This is a genomic window from Pelosinus sp. sgz500959, assembly GCF_042610375.1.
In the GTDB taxonomy this organism is placed as follows: Bacteria; Bacillota; Negativicutes; order DSM-13327; family DSM-13327; genus CTSoil-075.
Map to the genome: position 1 here is coordinate 294948 of NZ_JBGJZL010000006.1, position 15434 is coordinate 310381.

Here is a 15434-nt window from a genome sequence, read left to right on the forward strand (position 1 = left end):
ACTACTTCATGAAACCTTGATAGTGGCGCATGAGAACAAGTGCCTCTATCTGTTTCATTGTATCAAGTGCCACGCCGACCACAATTAAAAGGGCAGTTCCACCAAAATAAACTCCAGGAATGTTCGTCACTGCTGCTATAAAATTAGGTAATATAGCAATTGCTGCAAGGAACACAGAACCTGCAAGAGTGATTCTAGTCATAACTCGATCCAAATAATCAGCAGTTGGTTTACCCGGGCGCAGTCCTGGAATAAAACCACCGTATTTTTTCATGTTCTCTGCCATATCTGATATGTTCAAAGTAACCGCAGTATAGAAATACGTGAAAAAAATGATAAGCACTGCATACAAGAATGTTTGTAGCGGTGTACCCCACGCAAACCAATCTGCCACGGTTTTTACCCAGGGGATATTAACAAACTGGGCAATGGTTACTGGAAACATCAGCACAGATGACGCAAAGATTATTGGTATTACTCCCGCTTGATTAACTTTTAGCGGAATATGAGTGGAATGACCACCATATGTCTTACGACCAACTACGCGTTTTGCGTATTGGACAGGAATTCTACGTTGACCTTGAGAAATGACGATTACCATAACAATCATCGCCACACCAATCAATAAGAATAGCAATACATTAAATAGGTTAATTGTACCTGCTGCGAGATATTGATAGATGACATAAATGCCATCGGGTAATCTCGATACAATACCGGCAAAGATAATTAGCGAAATGCCATTACCAATACCTTTTTCTGTAATTTGCTCGCCGAGCCACATCAGGAAGGTAGTTCCTGCAGTAAGTGTTAATGCAATCAGTAAAATCGAACCAACACCTTGATTAATAATAGCTGCTTTAAGACCAATAGCCATACCAATTGCTTGAACAAAGCCGAGTAGCACGGTGCCATAACGAGTAACTTGCGTTATTTTCTTACGACCATCCTCGCCTTCTTTAGCCCATTGTTCAAACTTTGGAACAACAACGGTTAAAAGTTGCATAATAATCGAAGCATTAATATACGGGGTAATGCTCATTGCAAACACTGAAAACTTGCTCAATGCTCCACCTGAGAACAAATCCAGCAGACCAAACAGGTTACCACTAGTAAACATTTGTTCAATAACCGAAACATCAACTCCAGGAACTGGAATATGAGTACCGGCTCTAAATACTAAAAACATAGCCAGGGTAAAAACTACCTTTTCTCTAAGCTCAGTAATCTTTAGTATATTGGACAGAGCTGAAAGCACTTATACCACCTCGACTTTTCCGCCAGCAGCAATGATTTTCTCTTCAGCTGATTTGGTAAAGCCGTTAGCGATTACAGTAAGTGATTTAGTGATTTCGCCATTACCTAAAATGCGAATACCATCACGAACATTTTTTAATACGCCAGCTTCAATTAGAGCTACAGGGTCAACCACTGCGCCTTCTTCAAAACGATTAAGTTCAGAAACATTTACTTCTGCGTACTCTTTGCTAAACTTGTTATAAAAACCACGTTTTGGCAATCTACGGTAAAGAGGCATTTGACCGCCTTCAAAACCAGGGCGAGTACCGCCGCCAGCACGAGAATTCTGACCTTTATGACCTTTACCTGAAGTTTTACCAAGGCCAGAACCTAGACCTCGACCTACACGAGTACGAACTTTTCTCGAACCAGGCGCAGGAGCTAATTCATGTAATTTCATCATTAGCACCTCCTCTCAAATTAGTCTTGTATTTCTTCAACTGTCACAAGATGCTCTACTTTACGAACCATTCCACGAATGACCGGAGTATCATCTTGTATCACGAAACTATTTGTTTTTTTCAATCCCAGGGCCTTTACAGTAGCTCTTTGATCCTCTGGTCTGCCGATCAGGCTTCTGGTAAGAGTGATTTTGAGTGTTGCCATTATAATTCCTCCTTAACCCAGAATTTGCTGAACGGTTTTACCACGAAGTGCTGCTACTTGTTCTGCACGTTTCAACTGTTGCAAACCAGTTAGTGTTGCACGTACCATGTTATTAGGGTTATTAGAACCTAAGGATTTAGTCAAAATATCATGAATCCCTGAAAGTTCAAGTACGGCACGAACTGGACCACCAGCGATAACGCCAGTACCTTCTGATGCAGGTTTCATGAATACCTTACCAGCACCAAATACGCCTAAGATTTGATGAGGAATCGTTGTGCCTCTTAAAGGAACAGTGATCAGATTCTTTTTCGCATCTTCAACACCTTTTCTGATTGCCTCAGGTACTTCACCAGCTTTACCCAAACCAGCGCCAACATGGCCGTTCTCGTCACCGACAACTACCAATGCACTGAATGAAAAGCGGCGACCGCCTTTTACTACTTTAGCAACTCGGTTTATGAATACAACTTTCTCTTTTAAATCGAGAGTTGTGTAATCAATCATCTTGGACATTCATTTACCTCCTTTTGCTTAAAATTCCAGCCCAGCTTCACGTGCTGCTTGGGCTAAAGCTGCTACTCTACCATGATAGATATAACCACCACGGTCAAATACCACTTTGCTAATACCTTTAGCCAAAGCACGTGTAGCAACTGCTGCACCTACAACTTTAGCTGCTTCAATATTACCGCCATATCCATTAGCTATACTTAAATCTTTATCCATAGTGCTAGCTGCAACTATTGTAGTTCCAGTAACATCATCAATGATTTGAGCATAAATATGGCTCAGGCTGCGAAATACATTCAAGCGTGGTCTTGCGGCAGTACCTGTTACAGTCTTACGCACGCGCAGATGGCGTTTTTGCCTAGCTTTGTTTTTAATTCCTTTACGAATCAAAGTGGTCACTCCTTCCGCTTAAAATCTTACTTCTTGCCTTTACCGCCGGCTTTACCAGCTTTACGACGAACAACTTCACCTTCATAACGAACGCCTTTACCTTTATACGGTTCTGGCTCTCTATATTTACGGATCTTAGCTGCTAATGCGCCAACATCTTCTTTATTAATACCAGAAACAACAATCCTATTTGGAGCAGGAACGTCAATTCCCATGCCTGTAGGTGGTTCAATTTCTAGTGGATGGGAGAAACCTAAAGTCAAAGCTAATTTACCATTTACTTTTGCCGCTCTGAAACCAACGCCGACAATTTCAAGAGTTTTAGTAAAGCCTTTAGTAACACCCTCAACCATATTGGACAGTAAAGTACGAGTTAATCCGTGCAAAGATCTATGTTCTTTTTCATCAGAAGGTCTTGCTACAACAAGAACACTATCTTCTAATGTAAGTATCATATCTTTATGAATGGCACGAGTCAATTCACCTTTCGGTCCTTTTACAGATACCAAATTGCTTTCATCAATCGTCACAGTTACGTCTGCAGGGATAGCAATCGGCATTCTACCAATTCTTGACATATGTGCACCTCCTTAACAAAAAAATTACCAGACGAAAGCTAATACTTCGCCACCAAGACCATCACGACGTGCTTGTTTATCAGTCATGATTCCTTTGGAAGTTGAAATAATTGCAATCCCAAGTCCACCTAATACACGAGGCATTTGCTCGCTTTTTACATATACACGTAAACCTGGTTTAGAAATACGTTTAATTCCTGTGATTACTTTTTCACGATTAGGACCATATTTTAAGCTCGCTCTCAATACGCCTTGTTTATCATCTTTAATAACTTCGAAATCCTTAATAAAACCTTCAGCTTTTAAAACTTGAGCAATTGCTTGCTTAATTTTTGAAGCAGGGATTTCTACTTTATCATGATAAACCGAGTTTGCATTACGAATACGAGTAAGCATATCTGCAACTGGATCGGTCATTACCATTTAAACATAACCTCCTTCCTGTTAATCTACCAGCTAGCCTTAGTTATTCCAGGAATGACACCTTTATAGCTCAATTCCCTAAAGCAAATACGGCACATTTCAAATTTACGTAAGTAACCATGTGGACGACCACAAACCTTACATCTATTGTACTTACGTACACTAAACTTTGGTTCCAGCTTCCATTTTTCAATCATTGCTTTCTTGGCCACGAGTGTCCCTCCTCTTTACGCACTGAACGGCATGCCCATAAGCTTTAACAGTTCACGTGCTTCTTCATCCGTTTTTGCAGTGGTTACGATGATAATATCCATTCCGCGGATTTTATCAATTTTATCATATTCAATCTCAGGAAAAATCAGTTGTTCTTTGATACCCATAGTATAATTACCACGACCATCAAAAGATTTAGGGCTTACGCCACGGAAGTCACGCACACGCGGCAACGCAATGTTTAACAATTTATCTAAAAATTGATACATACGTTCTCCACGCAGGGTAACTTTAGCGCCGATTGGCATACCTTCACGGATTTTAAATGCTGCGATTGATTTTTTAGCACGAGTTACTACCGGCTTTTGACCGGCAATTGTCATCATGTCATTCACTGCAACATCCAAGATCTTAGGATTGCTGACTGCTTCACCAACACCCATGTTTATAACAACTTTCTCAATCTTAGGGATTTCCATAACGTTTTTGTAGCTAAATTTTTCCATCAAGCCTTTAGCTACTTCATCATTATATTTATCTTTCATTCTGGACAAGTGTAGTTACCTCCTTTCTGCGTGATTATTTATCTTTATCGATGATTTCGCCACATTTTTTACAAGCGCGAGCCATAGCTCCATTTGCAAGTGGGGATTTCTTAATGCGAGTAGGCTGATTGCAAGCTGGACAAACCAACATGACTTTTGCCGAATGCATTAAGGCTTCTTTCACAATAATACCACCTTGTGGCATGTTTTGTGATGGCTTAGTATGACGCTTTACTGTATTAAGGCCTTCCACTAGGACTTTGCCTTTTTTAGGTAATGCTTCAATAATTTTAGCCGATTTACCTTTGTCTTTACCTGTCAAAACAACAACTGTATCGCCTTTTTTGACGTGTAATTTTTTGGCTTCTGACATTCCGGATACCTCCTAACTTAGATTACTTCCGGCGCCAGCGAGATTATCTTCATAAAATCTTTCTCACGCAGTTCTCTCGCTACTGGCCCAAATATACGAGTACCTTTAGGGCTTTTATCTTCTTTAATGATAACTGCAGCATTCTCATCAAAACGGATGTAAGAACCGTCAGGACGACGTAAGCCTTTTTTTGAACGAACAACTACGGCTTTTACTACATCACCTTTTTTAACGGCACCGCCGGGAGAAGCAGATTTTACTGCCGCAACAATAATATCACCAATGTTGGCATATCTACGGAATGAACCGCCGAGTGCCCTGATGCACATGATTTGTTTCGCACCACTATTATCAGCAACAGTAAGGATTGATTGTTGTTGAATCATCCTATTCCCTCCTTATCGAGGCTCTTATTCGAGGTCCTTACGAACTGCGAACTCCAAACCTCACCTATTTAACTCTTTCAAGAACTTCTACAACTCTCCAACGCTTATCTTTAGACAGCGGGCGAGTTTCCATGATGGATACGATATCGCCAGTATGGCTGTCGTTGTTTTCATCATGGGCTTTAAATCTCACTGTTTTTTTAATGGATTTTTTGTAAAGCGGATGCTGTACTAAACGTTCAATTGCTACAACAACAGTTTTATCCATTTTGTCGCTAACGACTTTACCGATCTTTACTTTACGATCATTTCTTTCACTCACGTACAATTAGCCTCCTTCCGTTCTTAATTAAGAACGTCGATTCGAATGCTACCCTTGATTGACTTTGATTTCCTGTTCACGCTGAATTGTCTTCACGCGGGCAATGGTCTTTTTGACTTCTTTGATCCGCATTGGATTTTCCAACTGACCGGTAGCAAGTTGAAATCTAAGGTTAAATAGCTCTTCTTTGAGTACAGATATTTTCTGGTTAAGTTCAGTTGCGTTCATTTCGCGGAAGTCTTTAACCTTCATTTACTTCACCACCCACTTCTTCTTGCGGTTCAGCAACAGCTTCCCGTTTAACAAACTTTGTTTTAATAGGAAGTTTGTGAGCAGCTAAGCGCATAGCTTCTTTAGCCACTTCTTCACTAACGCCGTCCATTTCAAACATTACACGACCAGGTTTTACAACCGCTACCCAGTATTCTGTGGAACCTTTACCACTACCCATGCGAGTTTCGGCTGGTTTAGCTGTGATCGGTTTGTCTGGGAATATTTTGATCCAAACTTTACCACCACGTTTAATGTAACGAGTCATTGCAATACGAGCTGCTTCTATTTGACGATTAGTGATCCAAGCTGGTTCACATGCCGCCAAACCGAACTCGCCATGACTAACGGTACTGCCTCTTTGGGCTTTACCTTTCATACGACCGCGGAATTGTTTACGATGTTTCACTCTTTTTGGCAGTAGCATTATTTTTCGCTCCCTTCAACAGCGGCAGCGACTTTTTTAACTTCTGGCAAAACTTCACCTTTGTAAATCCATACTTTTACGCCGATTAGGCCATAAGTTGTATGTGCTTCAGCTGTGCCATAGTCAATATCAGCTCTAAGAGTGTGAAGTGGAATACTACCATCACGAGCAGATTCACTTCGAGCAATCTCAGCTCCACCTAAACGACCGCCAACCATTACTTTAATACCTTTTGCACCCATACGCATAGTGCGTTGAATTGATTGCTTCATAGCACGACGGAAGGCAATGCGTCTTTCTAATTGAGCCGCAATATTTTCCGCAACTAATTGAGCATCCATATCTGGCTGTCTAACTTCAGCAATATTTATGTCAATTTGCTTACCAGTAAGCTGTTTTAAATTCTTTTTCATTTCTTCAATACCAGCGCCACCACGGCCGATAATCATACCAGGTTTTGCTGTATGAATAATAACTTTAACACGATTAGAAGCCCGCTCAATAACTAGCTTTGATACGCCAGCACTAAAAGCTTTTGTTTTAATAAATTTACGGATTTTCAAATCTTCGTGTAAATTGTCCGCAAAATCTTTACCAGCATACCACTTGGCATCCCAAGTTTTGATGATCCCAAGTCGTAGTCCATGAGGATGAATTTTTTGACCCACTTTGTTTTCCCTCCTTCACCAGTTATCTTTCTTTTACAACAAGTGTCACGTGACTGCTGCGTTTTAAAATTTTAAAAGCTTGACCACGAGACCGCGGATGAATGCGTTTCAAGGTAGGTCCTTGGTCAACATACGCAGCGGCAACAAATAGTTTATCAGAGTTCATATCATAATTATGCTCTGCATTTGCAATAGCTGATTCCAATAGTTTTAAAAGAATTTCAGACCCTATTTTTGGCGTATGTTTTAAAATTGCATACGCATCACCGATGTTTTTCCCACGAATTAGATCGATAACGACTCTAATTTTACGTGGAGCAATGCGAATATGTCTAGCAATTGCTTTAGCTTCCATATACTAGCCCCCTTTCCAGTAACTATCACCCAATTACCGTAATGATGTGGATTTTTCTGAACCTGCATGACCTTTGTACGCGCGAGTAGGTGCAAACTCACCCAGTTTATGACCTACCATATCTTCAGTCATGTAAACAGGAACGTGTTTACGTCCATCATGTACTGCAACAGTATGTCCTACAAAATTGGGAAGAATGGTAGAACTACGCGACCAGGTCTTGAAAACCTTTTTCTCGCCAGCTTCGTTCATAGCGATAATTTTTTTCATTACACTTGCATGAACATAAGGTCCTTTTTTAATTGATCTGGACACTTGATTAGCCTCCCTTCTCTATCCGGTTAGCCTTATGCTAGGCTTTATTTATTTTTTGTACGTCTTTTTACAATCATCTTATCAGATGTTTTATTACGACGTGTTTTAACACCCATTGCATGTTTACCCCAAGGAGTAACAGGATGTTTACGACCAACAGGTGAATGACCTTCACCACCACCATGTGGATGGTCACAAGGATTCATGGCCACACCACGGTTTGCAGGGCGAATTCCGAGCCAACGGGACCGACCAGCTTTACCACTAGTGATGTTTTCATGTTCTAAATTACCAACTTGACCAATTGTCGCTTTACAATTAATATGCACTTTGCGAATTTCGCCAGAAGGTAATCTTAGAAGAGCATGTTCGCCTTCTTTAGCCATAAGTTGTGCTGATCCACCAGCTGAACGAACCAATTGTCCGCCTTTGCCGATTTTAAGCTCAATATTATGAAGGGAAGTACCTACAGGAATATTTTTGATTGGTAACGCATTACCAACTTTGATATCCGCTTCAGGACCACTCATCACTTTATCGTCAACTTTAAGGCCATTTGGAGCCAAAATATAACGTTTTTCGCCATCTACATAATTTAATAATGCAATATTAGCGGAACGATTAGGATCATATTCGATTGTAGCTACACGTGCTACAATTCCATCTTTATTACGTTTGAAGTCAATCACGCGGTATTGACGTTTATGACCGCCGCCTTGATGTCTAACAGTCATGCGACCTTGGTTATTACGACCAGCATGTTGTTGAAGACGCTCAATTAACGAACGTTCTGGTTTATCTGTGGTAATTTCATCGAAACTAGACACAGTCATAAACCTTCTACTTGGAGTATAAGGTTTAAAGCTTTTTACTGCCATTGTTGCCCCTCCTTTTAAAAAATTGTCAGGTTATACACCTTCAAAGAACTCTATCGTCTGACCAGGAGCCAGTTTCACGATTGCTTTTTTATAATCTGGACGCTTACCCTCAGTTTTGCCCATACGTTTGGTTTTACCCATTACACGAATGGTATAAACAGCCAATACTTTTACTTTGAAAATCTGTTCAACGGCTTGACGAATTTGTACTTTATTGGCTTTAAGTGGCACAACGAAAGTATATTTATTGTCTTGCATCATAGCATTGGTTTTCTCGGTAACAAGGGGGCGAATCAGTACATCACGCAAATTTTGCATTAGGCTAGTACCTCCTCAATACGAGTAATTGCATCTTTAGTAACGAACACTTTGTCATGATACAAAAGATCGTATACATTAAGACTACTAGAAGCTGGAATGGCTTTAACGCCAGGAATGTTACGAGCTGATTTTTCTACGTTTTCCAGCATTTCTGCGGTCACGATCAAAACCTTTTTGTTCGAAACATTAAAGTCGCTCATTAATTTTAATACACTTTTAGTTTTAGGTGCATCAAAGTTAATTCCATCCAATACTACTAATTCTCCATCTTGCAATTTAGCTGTTAACGCAGATTTAATCGCTAAGCGACGTTGTTTGCGTGGCATTCTAAATGCATAAGAGCGTGGGTGTGGACCAAATACAGTACCACCACCAACCCACAATGGGGAACGAATACTACCAGCACGAGCACGACCTGTGCCTTTTTGTTTCCATGGCTTTTTACCACCGCCGCGTACAAAACCTCTAGTTTTTGTTGAAGCTGTACCTAAACGTTGGCTAGCCAGTTGCATTACTACAGCTTGGTGTAATACGGCTTCATTAACGTCTACACCAAAAACACTATCATTTAATTCTAATTCACTGGTTTTTGCTCCAGTGATATCATATACTGCTACTATTGGCATATAGCACATCCTCCTTTCGTGGTGCGAGGCTCGAGATCTTGAACTGTGTAACACTAGCCCTAAATCCGCGAACCCTCGCGATTATTTCTTAGGTTTTACAGTACTCTTGATCATCATAAAGTTACCTTTAGGGCCAGGAATACCACCTTTAATCAAGATCAAATTACGCTCAGCATCAACTCTAACGATAGTTAGACGTTGTAGAGTTACTTTTTGACCACCCATACGACCAGGTAATTTTTTACCTTTAAAGACTTTACCGCCGCCACCACTCATACGTGGTCCCATGGAACCAGGCTCACGATGTGATTTAGAACCATGGGCCATTGGTCCACGTCTAAAGTTCCAACGTTTGATAACACCAGCAAAACCTTTACCTTTGGCAACACCAGTTACATCGATTATGTCACCTTCTGCAAATACGTCAACAGCAATTTCTTGCCCAACAACATATTCAGAAGGAGCAGCTAATCTTACTTCGCGGATGAATTTAACAGGTTTAACGCCTGCTTTGTCAAAATGACCTTTCATCGGGCTAGTAACTTTTTTATCTTTAACAGTGCCAAAACCCAATTGCACTGCATTGTAGCCATCATTCTCAACAGTTTTATTTTGCAGTACTACGCCATGTCCCGCTTCTACAACAGTTACAGGAACCATTTTACCATCAGCAGTAAAAATTTGCGTCATACCAAGTTTTTTACCTAAAATTACTTTAGCCATTATTTACACCTCCTCCTACAGCTTGATTTCAATGTCCACGCCAGCCGGAAGATCCAGACGCATTAACGCATCAACGGTCTTGGAAGTCGGCTCAAGAATGTCAATTAGACGTTTGTGGGTACGCATTTCGAATTGCTCCCGGGAGTCTTTATTGACATGTGGTGAACGTAGAACAGTGAAAATATTTTTTTCCGTAGGAAGTGGAATTGGTCCGGAAACCATAGCACCTGTTCTTTTAGCAGTATCTACTATTTTCACCGCGCTTTGATCAAGTGCTTTATGATCATATGCTTTAAGACGAATTCTAATTTTTTGTTGTTTAGCCATTGTATTTCCTCCTATATCGCCCAGTTTCTAGAACGGACATTCTCCGTGAAAATTCCCCCTACAGCGTGTAGGCAACCTTTCACGTCATCGCATTATAATTAAAGACAATTGGTTGTTATTGGGGTGACCAACAACAGTCACCCCAATATTTTTTTTAAAGTTCAACCGAAGTTACTACGCCAGCGCCTACAGTACGGCCACCTTCGCGAATCGCGAAACGTAAACCTTCTTCAATTGCAATTGGAGTAATGAGCTCAATTGACATTTGAATGTTATCACCAGGCATAACCATTTCTACGCCTTCTGGCAGATTTACTACACCAGTAACATCTGTTGTACGGAAGTAGAATTGTGGACGGTAGTTTGTGAAGAATGGAGTGTGACGTCCACCTTCTTCTTTTGAAAGGACATATACTTCAGCTTTATATTTAGTGTGAGGTTTAATTGAACCTGGTTTTGCCAAAACTTGACCGCGTTCAATATCCTTACGTTCAACACCACGAAGAAGTGCACCAATGTTGTCACCAGCTACTGCTGAATCTAACAATTTGCGGAACATTTCTACACCAGTTACAACAACTGATCTAGGTTTTTCAAGCATACCAACGATTTCAACATTCTCGCCAACTTTGATTTCGCCACGTTCTACACGACCTGTAGCAACAGTACCACGGCCAGTAATAGTGAACACGTCCTCAACAGGCATCAAGAAAGGTCTGTCAGTTGCACGAACTGGAGTAGGGATGTATTCATCAACTGCATCCATCAATTCATGAATCTTACCGCACCATTTGCAATCACGAGCTGCGCAACCGCAGTTAAGTGCTTGTACAGCTGAACCAGTTACTACAGGAATGTCATCACCAGGGAATTCATAGCTGGAAAGAAGTTCACGAACTTCCATTTCAACTAATTCGATTAATTCTTCATCATCAACTAAGTCAACTTTGTTCAAGAATACTACCATGGAAGGTACACCTACTTGACGGGACAACAGAATGTGTTCCCGTGTTTGTGGCATAGGGCCATCAGCAGCACTTACTACTAGAATAGCTCCATCCATTTGTGCAGCACCAGTGATCATGTTTTTAACATAGTCAGCATGGCCTGGGCAGTCAACGTGTGCATAGTGACGTTTTTCAGTTTCATATTCAACATGAGCAGTATTGATTGTAATACCGCGTTCTCTTTCTTCAGGTGCTTTATCAATCATGTCATACGCCACGAAAGCTCCGCCGCCATGTTTCGCAAGAGTCATTGTAATAGCAGCTGTTAAGGAAGTTTTACCATGATCGACGTGACCAATTGTACCAATGTTAACATGTGGTTTGTTTCTTTCAAACTTTTTCTTTGCCATTTTATTTTTGCCTCCTTATTTTTTCAAGACTAAACGCCTTTAATTTTGGCGATAATCGCTTCAGCAATGTTTTTAGGTACTTCATCATAATGAGCGAAACTCATTGAATAGTTACCACGACCCTGAGTTTTAGAACGCAAATCAGTTACGTAACCAAACATTTCAGCCAATGGTACATGTGCATTGATGACTTGAACGCCATTACGAGCTTCCATTCCTTCAATACGTCCACGACGTGAATTCAAGTCGCCGATTACATCACCCATATATTCTTCAGGAACAGTTACTTCAACTTTCATGTAAGGTTCCAAAATTACAGCACCAGCTTTAGCACAACCAGCTTTGAAACCCATGGAACCAGCTATTTTAAACGCCATTTCCGAGGAGTCAACATCATGGTATGACCCTTCAATAACTGTTACTTTAATGTCAACCATTGGGTAACCAGCTATAACACCGTTATCCATGGCTTCCTTAGCACCAGCACCGATAGGAGCAATGTACTCTCTTGGTATAGATCCACCAACAACTTTGCTTTCAAAGATAAAACCTTCACCCGGTTTAAGCGGCTCAATATCCAACCAGCAATGACCGTATTGACCACGACCACCAGACTGACGAACAAATTTACCTTCTGCTCTAACTTTTTTGCGAATGGTTTCACGATAAGCAACTTGCGGCTTACCTACGCTACAATCAACTTTGAATTCTCTGAGCATCCGGTCAACAATAATTTCAAGATGCAGTTCACCTACACCAGAAATGATAGTCTGACCAGTTTCTTGGTCAGTATTAACACGGAAAGTCGGATCTTCTTCAGCCAAACGTTGTAACGCAATACCCATTTTTTCTTGGTCAGCTTTGGTTTTAGGCTCAACTGCTACAGAAATAACAGGTTCAGGGAAAACCATTGACTCAAGAATAATAACATTTTTTTCGTCACACAGTGTATCACCAGTTGTTGTATCTTTCAGACCAACAGCAGCAGCAATATCACCAGTGTATACGCGTTCAATTTCTTCACGACGATTAGCATGCATTTGCAGTATACGTCCGATACGTTCTTTCTTACCTTTGGTCGAATTATATACATAAGACCCGGAAGCAAGTTCACCGGAATATACTCTAAAGAATGCTAATTTACCTACATATGGATCAGCCATAATTTTGAAAGCTAAAGCGGAGAACGGTAATTTATCATCAGCCGCACGTTCATCTTCTGCTTCTGTATCTGGGTTGATACCTTTAATTGCAGGAACATCGATTGGAGCTGGCATGAATTCTACAACAGCATCCAGCAAAGGTTGAACACCTTTATTTTTGTAAGAAGAACCGCATAATACTGGTGTCATAGTACATGCAATTGTAGCTTTACGAATACCTTTTTTCAATTCTTCAACAGTGAGTTCTTCACCCTCAAGATATTTCATCATGAGTTCATCATCACTCTCTGCCACGGAATCTAACAGCATCTGGCGGTATTTTGCAACATTTTCCGCCATGTCTGCAGGAATATCAGCAGCTTCACTTGTTTTTCCTAAATCATCAGTATAAACAACAGCCTTCATTTCGATCAAATCAACATAACCTTTAAATTGATCTTCATAACCAATTGGCAGTTGAACCGGCACAGCATTTGCATTCAAACGATCTCTCATCATGTTAACAACGCGATAGAAGTCAGCACCGAGAATATCCATTTTGTTTACATAAGCCATACGTGGTACACCATATTTATCAGCTTGACGCCAAACTGTTTCTGATTGCGGCTCTACGCCACCTTTAGCACAAAATACAGCTACAGCTCCATCTAGTACTCTAAGTGAGCGTTCTACTTCTACAGTAAAGTCCACGTGTCCTGGTGTGTCGATGATGTTAATGCGATGTCCAGACCACTGACAAGTAGTGGCCGCTGAGGTGATTGTAATACCTCTTTCTTGCTCTTGTACCATCCAGTCCATTGTCGCAGCGCCTTCATGCACTTCACCAATCTTGTGTACTTTACCAGTATAAAACAGTATCCGTTCAGTTGTAGTGGTCTTACCAGCATCAATATGTGCCATAATGCCAATATTGCGCGTCTTTTCCAGCGAGAATTCTCTGGCCACTATTATCACTCCTTACTGTCTACCAGTATTAAAATTACCAACGATAATGTGCAAAAGCTTTATTAGCCTCAGCCATTTTATGCGTATCTTCTTTTTTCTTAATTGTAGCGCCAGTATTATTGCAAGCATCCATTAACTCAGCTGCTAATCTTTCGCGCATTGTTTTCTCACCACGAAGTCTGGAGTAGTTTACTAACCAACGAATCCCTAAAGAAAAACGACGGTCAGGACGTACTTCGATCGGAACTTGATAATTAGCACCACCAACACGGCGGGCACGTACTTCCAATACAGGCATAACATTTTTCATTGCTGTTTCAAAAACCTCTAATGGATCTTTGCCGGTCTTAGCCCGGATAATATCAAATGCATCATAGACAATATTCTCAGCAACGCTTTTCTTACCATCTAACATTATTTTATTGACAAATCTAGTAACAACTTTAGAGTTATATACCGGATCTTGCAGAACATCACGTTTAGTAACAGGTCCTTTTCTTGGCATACTATCCCTCCTTTTCCAGGATTATTTAATCATTTTATTTTTTTGCACGTTTCGTACCGTACTTAGATCTACTTTGGCTACGTTTCTGCACACCAGCAGTGTCAAGTGCACCGCGCACAATGTGATAACGCACGCCCGGTAAATCTTTTATTCTACCGCCTCTGATCAGTACAACACTATGCTCTTGCAAATTGTGACCAATACCAGGAATATAAGCAGTAACTTCAATACCATTTGTTAAACGCACCCTTGCAACTTTACGAAGTGCAGAGTTTGGTTTTTTAGGAGTAGTTGTATATACTCTTGTGCACACACCACGCTTTTGTGGACATTCCTTCAAAGCAGGCGCAGTAGATTTTTTTACGATTGACTCTCTACCTTTACGTACTAATTGGTTAATTGTTGGCATTAAATACACCCCCTTCCAAGTTTTCTTGAATGATTATATAAAAATTTCATCTTGACGTCTTAGATTCAAGACAAAACATTTAACGAATTAAACTTATTTTAAAACAGCTACCGCCGCTGCACCAACTTCAATGGAGCAAGCTTTACCCAATTCAGCCATAGTGGGTGTGGCATCCATCGTCACATTTTTTTGACTACACAACGTCCGAAGTGGTTCGATTAGGCGTTGTTCAGCATCGCTTGCAATATAGATTGTTTGTACTAAATCTTTTTCAACCGCTTTGGTTACTTGTTTAACACCAATCGTTTTTTTTGCAGCTTTTAACGTGTCGAGAGACATAGGTTTCACTCCCTTAATTACCAGACAAATGTTTCTTTTTCTTGGGCACTCCAATATTTTATCATTATCATTATATAATGTCAACAAACTTCTCTTAATAAATTCGGTTTTTCTCTATATTTACAGGCTTTTTTTATGTCCACGGATCCTAGAGTGTC

Annotated in this window: 27 protein-coding genes; all 27 read right to left on the reverse strand. The window is 40.5% G+C overall.

Translation table 11 applies throughout. From position 1 onward, the window contains the following. Position 1: 1 nt before the first annotated feature. The 27 genes from secY to ACAN52_RS12070 all read right to left on the reverse strand — a co-directional run bounded on the left by secY (position 2) and on the right by ACAN52_RS12070 (position 15276). Positions 2–1258 (reverse strand): preprotein translocase subunit SecY, encoded by a 1257-nt coding sequence (gene secY, locus ACAN52_RS11940; RefSeq protein ID WP_378955010.1) that lies wholly within the window; start codon positions 1256–1258, stop codon positions 2–4. Next, positions 1259–1699: a 50S ribosomal protein L15 gene (rplO, locus tag ACAN52_RS11945; RefSeq protein WP_378955063.1), complete on the reverse strand. Its 441-nt coding sequence runs from the start codon at positions 1697–1699 to the stop codon at positions 1259–1261. Between the two features lie 20 nt (positions 1700–1719). Further along, positions 1720–1905: a 50S ribosomal protein L30 gene (rpmD, locus tag ACAN52_RS11950; RefSeq protein ID WP_378955011.1), complete on the reverse strand. Its 186-nt coding sequence runs from the start codon at positions 1903–1905 to the stop codon at positions 1720–1722. A 12-nt stretch (positions 1906–1917) separates the two neighbouring features. Then, positions 1918–2421 (reverse strand): 30S ribosomal protein S5, encoded by a 504-nt coding sequence (rpsE, locus tag ACAN52_RS11955; RefSeq protein ID WP_378955013.1) that lies wholly within the window; start codon positions 2419–2421, stop codon positions 1918–1920. An 18-nt stretch (positions 2422–2439) separates the two neighbouring features. After that, positions 2440–2808, reverse strand: a complete 369-nt coding sequence (gene rplR, locus ACAN52_RS11960; RefSeq protein WP_378955014.1) for a 50S ribosomal protein L18 — start codon at positions 2806–2808, stop codon at positions 2440–2442. 26 nt (positions 2809–2834) lie between these two features. Next, on the reverse strand, positions 2835–3386 hold the full coding sequence (gene rplF, locus ACAN52_RS11965; protein WP_378955017.1) for a 50S ribosomal protein L6: 552 nt from the start codon (positions 3384–3386) through the stop codon (positions 2835–2837). Positions 3387–3410: 24 nt separating this feature from the next. Then, positions 3411–3809, reverse strand: coding sequence for a 30S ribosomal protein S8 (gene rpsH / locus ACAN52_RS11970; protein ID WP_378955018.1), 399 nt, complete (start codon positions 3807–3809; stop codon positions 3411–3413). Between the two features lie 26 nt (positions 3810–3835). Then, positions 3836–4021, reverse strand: coding sequence for a type Z 30S ribosomal protein S14 (locus ACAN52_RS11975; protein WP_378955019.1), 186 nt, complete (start codon positions 4019–4021; stop codon positions 3836–3838). 15 nt (positions 4022–4036) lie between these two features. Next, positions 4037–4576: a 50S ribosomal protein L5 gene (gene rplE, locus ACAN52_RS11980; protein ID WP_378955020.1), complete on the reverse strand. Its 540-nt coding sequence runs from the start codon at positions 4574–4576 to the stop codon at positions 4037–4039. A 25-nt stretch (positions 4577–4601) separates the two neighbouring features. Further along, entirely contained in the window at positions 4602–4940 is a 339-nt protein-coding gene (gene rplX / locus ACAN52_RS11985; RefSeq protein ID WP_378955021.1) for a 50S ribosomal protein L24, read from the reverse strand. 17 nt (positions 4941–4957) lie between these two features. Beyond that, entirely contained in the window at positions 4958–5326 is a 369-nt protein-coding gene (rplN, locus tag ACAN52_RS11990; protein WP_378955022.1) for a 50S ribosomal protein L14, read from the reverse strand. A 64-nt stretch (positions 5327–5390) separates the two neighbouring features. After that, positions 5391–5648: a 30S ribosomal protein S17 gene (rpsQ, locus tag ACAN52_RS11995; protein ID WP_378955023.1), complete on the reverse strand. Its 258-nt coding sequence runs from the start codon at positions 5646–5648 to the stop codon at positions 5391–5393. Between the two features lie 48 nt (positions 5649–5696). Beyond that, positions 5697–5900, reverse strand: coding sequence for a 50S ribosomal protein L29 (gene rpmC / locus ACAN52_RS12000; RefSeq protein WP_378955024.1), 204 nt, complete (start codon positions 5898–5900; stop codon positions 5697–5699). Beyond that, the gene (rplP, locus tag ACAN52_RS12005; protein WP_378955025.1) at positions 5890–6345 is read right to left on the reverse strand and encodes a 50S ribosomal protein L16; all 456 of its coding nucleotides are present in this window, start codon (positions 6343–6345) and stop codon (positions 5890–5892) included. The genes rpmC and rplP overlap by 11 nt, the downstream gene beginning before the upstream one ends. Then, the gene (rpsC, locus tag ACAN52_RS12010) at positions 6345–7013 is read right to left on the reverse strand and encodes a 30S ribosomal protein S3 (RefSeq protein WP_378955026.1); all 669 of its coding nucleotides are present in this window, start codon (positions 7011–7013) and stop codon (positions 6345–6347) included. The genes rplP and rpsC overlap by 1 nt, the downstream gene beginning before the upstream one ends. A gap of 22 nt (positions 7014–7035) precedes the next feature. Then, positions 7036–7368, reverse strand: coding sequence for a 50S ribosomal protein L22 (gene rplV / locus ACAN52_RS12015; RefSeq protein ID WP_378955027.1), 333 nt, complete (start codon positions 7366–7368; stop codon positions 7036–7038). A gap of 33 nt (positions 7369–7401) precedes the next feature. Further along, a complete protein-coding gene (rpsS, locus tag ACAN52_RS12020) occupies positions 7402–7683 on the reverse strand; it encodes a 30S ribosomal protein S19 (protein WP_378955028.1) in 282 nt (93 codons plus the stop codon). 44 nt (positions 7684–7727) lie between these two features. Beyond that, positions 7728–8561: a 50S ribosomal protein L2 gene (gene rplB / locus ACAN52_RS12025; RefSeq protein WP_378955029.1), complete on the reverse strand. Its 834-nt coding sequence runs from the start codon at positions 8559–8561 to the stop codon at positions 7728–7730. Between the two features lie 30 nt (positions 8562–8591). After that, the gene (rplW, locus tag ACAN52_RS12030) at positions 8592–8879 is read right to left on the reverse strand and encodes a 50S ribosomal protein L23 (RefSeq protein WP_378955030.1); all 288 of its coding nucleotides are present in this window, start codon (positions 8877–8879) and stop codon (positions 8592–8594) included. Continuing rightward, the gene (rplD, locus tag ACAN52_RS12035; RefSeq protein WP_378955032.1) at positions 8879–9508 is read right to left on the reverse strand and encodes a 50S ribosomal protein L4; all 630 of its coding nucleotides are present in this window, start codon (positions 9506–9508) and stop codon (positions 8879–8881) included. The genes rplW and rplD overlap by 1 nt, the downstream gene beginning before the upstream one ends. 81 nt (positions 9509–9589) lie before the next feature. Beyond that, the gene (rplC, locus tag ACAN52_RS12040) at positions 9590–10231 is read right to left on the reverse strand and encodes a 50S ribosomal protein L3 (protein WP_378955033.1); all 642 of its coding nucleotides are present in this window, start codon (positions 10229–10231) and stop codon (positions 9590–9592) included. 15 nt (positions 10232–10246) lie between these two features. Beyond that, entirely contained in the window at positions 10247–10558 is a 312-nt protein-coding gene (rpsJ, locus tag ACAN52_RS12045) for a 30S ribosomal protein S10 (protein ID WP_007937730.1), read from the reverse strand. 154 nt (positions 10559–10712) lie between these two features. Continuing rightward, the gene (gene tuf / locus ACAN52_RS12050; protein WP_378955034.1) at positions 10713–11915 is read right to left on the reverse strand and encodes an elongation factor Tu; all 1203 of its coding nucleotides are present in this window, start codon (positions 11913–11915) and stop codon (positions 10713–10715) included. Between the two features lie 29 nt (positions 11916–11944). Further along, on the reverse strand, positions 11945–14023 hold the full coding sequence (gene fusA, locus ACAN52_RS12055) for an elongation factor G (RefSeq protein ID WP_378955035.1): 2079 nt from the start codon (positions 14021–14023) through the stop codon (positions 11945–11947). 34 nt (positions 14024–14057) lie between these two features. Next, positions 14058–14528 carry a 30S ribosomal protein S7 gene (gene rpsG / locus ACAN52_RS12060; RefSeq protein ID WP_378955036.1) on the reverse strand — a complete coding sequence of 157 codons (471 nt, stop codon included), beginning with the start codon at positions 14526–14528 and terminating at the stop codon, positions 14058–14060. 34 nt (positions 14529–14562) lie between these two features. Next, on the reverse strand, positions 14563–14937 hold the full coding sequence (rpsL, locus tag ACAN52_RS12065; protein ID WP_378955038.1) for a 30S ribosomal protein S12: 375 nt from the start codon (positions 14935–14937) through the stop codon (positions 14563–14565). Positions 14938–15030: 93 nt separating this feature from the next. Then, positions 15031–15276 carry a ribosomal L7Ae/L30e/S12e/Gadd45 family protein gene (locus ACAN52_RS12070; protein WP_378955039.1) on the reverse strand — a complete coding sequence of 82 codons (246 nt, stop codon included), beginning with the start codon at positions 15274–15276 and terminating at the stop codon, positions 15031–15033. Positions 15277–15434: the final 158 nt, after the last annotated feature.

What these genes read in the sequence shown, in the direction of transcription:
- rplO (WP_378955063.1), bottom strand. Translation starts at nt 1,699, where the DNA reads ATGAAATTACATGAATTAGCTCCTGCGCCTGGTTCGAGAAAAGTTCGT.
- rpmD (WP_378955011.1), bottom strand. Translation starts at nt 1,905, where the DNA reads ATGGCAACACTCAAAATCACTCTTACCAGAAGCCTGATCGGCAGACCA.
- rpsE (WP_378955013.1), bottom strand. Translation starts at nt 2,421, where the DNA reads ATGTCCAAGATGATTGATTACACAACTCTCGATTTAAAAGAGAAAGTT.
- rplF (WP_378955017.1), bottom strand. Translation starts at nt 3,386, where the DNA reads ATGTCAAGAATTGGTAGAATGCCGATTGCTATCCCTGCAGACGTAACT.
- rpsH (WP_378955018.1), bottom strand. Translation starts at nt 3,809, where the DNA reads ATGGTAATGACCGATCCAGTTGCAGATATGCTTACTCGTATTCGTAAT.
- rplX (WP_378955021.1), bottom strand. Translation starts at nt 4,940, where the DNA reads ATGTCAGAAGCCAAAAAATTACACGTCAAAAAAGGCGATACAGTTGTT.
- rplN (WP_378955022.1), bottom strand. Translation starts at nt 5,326, where the DNA reads ATGATTCAACAACAATCAATCCTTACTGTTGCTGATAATAGTGGTGCG.
- rpmC (WP_378955024.1), bottom strand. Translation starts at nt 5,900, where the DNA reads ATGAAGGTTAAAGACTTCCGCGAAATGAACGCAACTGAACTTAACCAG.
- rplP (WP_378955025.1), bottom strand. Translation starts at nt 6,345, where the DNA reads ATGCTACTGCCAAAAAGAGTGAAACATCGTAAACAATTCCGCGGTCGT.
- rplV (WP_378955027.1), bottom strand. Translation starts at nt 7,368, where the DNA reads ATGGAAGCTAAAGCAATTGCTAGACATATTCGCATTGCTCCACGTAAA.
- rplB (WP_378955029.1), bottom strand. Translation starts at nt 8,561, where the DNA reads ATGGCAGTAAAAAGCTTTAAACCTTATACTCCAAGTAGAAGGTTTATG.
- rplW (WP_378955030.1), bottom strand. Translation starts at nt 8,879, where the DNA reads ATGCAAAATTTGCGTGATGTACTGATTCGCCCCCTTGTTACCGAGAAA.
- rplD (WP_378955032.1), bottom strand. Translation starts at nt 9,508, where the DNA reads ATGCCAATAGTAGCAGTATATGATATCACTGGAGCAAAAACCAGTGAA.
- rplC (WP_378955033.1), bottom strand. Translation starts at nt 10,231, where the DNA reads ATGGCTAAAGTAATTTTAGGTAAAAAACTTGGTATGACGCAAATTTTT.
- rpsJ (WP_007937730.1), bottom strand. Translation starts at nt 10,558, where the DNA reads ATGGCTAAACAACAAAAAATTAGAATTCGTCTTAAAGCATATGATCAT.
- tuf (WP_378955034.1), bottom strand. Translation starts at nt 11,915, where the DNA reads ATGGCAAAGAAAAAGTTTGAAAGAAACAAACCACATGTTAACATTGGT.
- rpsG (WP_378955036.1), bottom strand. Translation starts at nt 14,528, where the DNA reads ATGCCAAGAAAAGGACCTGTTACTAAACGTGATGTTCTGCAAGATCCG.
- rpsL (WP_378955038.1), bottom strand. Translation starts at nt 14,937, where the DNA reads ATGCCAACAATTAACCAATTAGTACGTAAAGGTAGAGAGTCAATCGTA.
- ACAN52_RS12070 (WP_378955039.1), bottom strand. Translation starts at nt 15,276, where the DNA reads ATGTCTCTCGACACGTTAAAAGCTGCAAAAAAAACGATTGGTGTTAAA.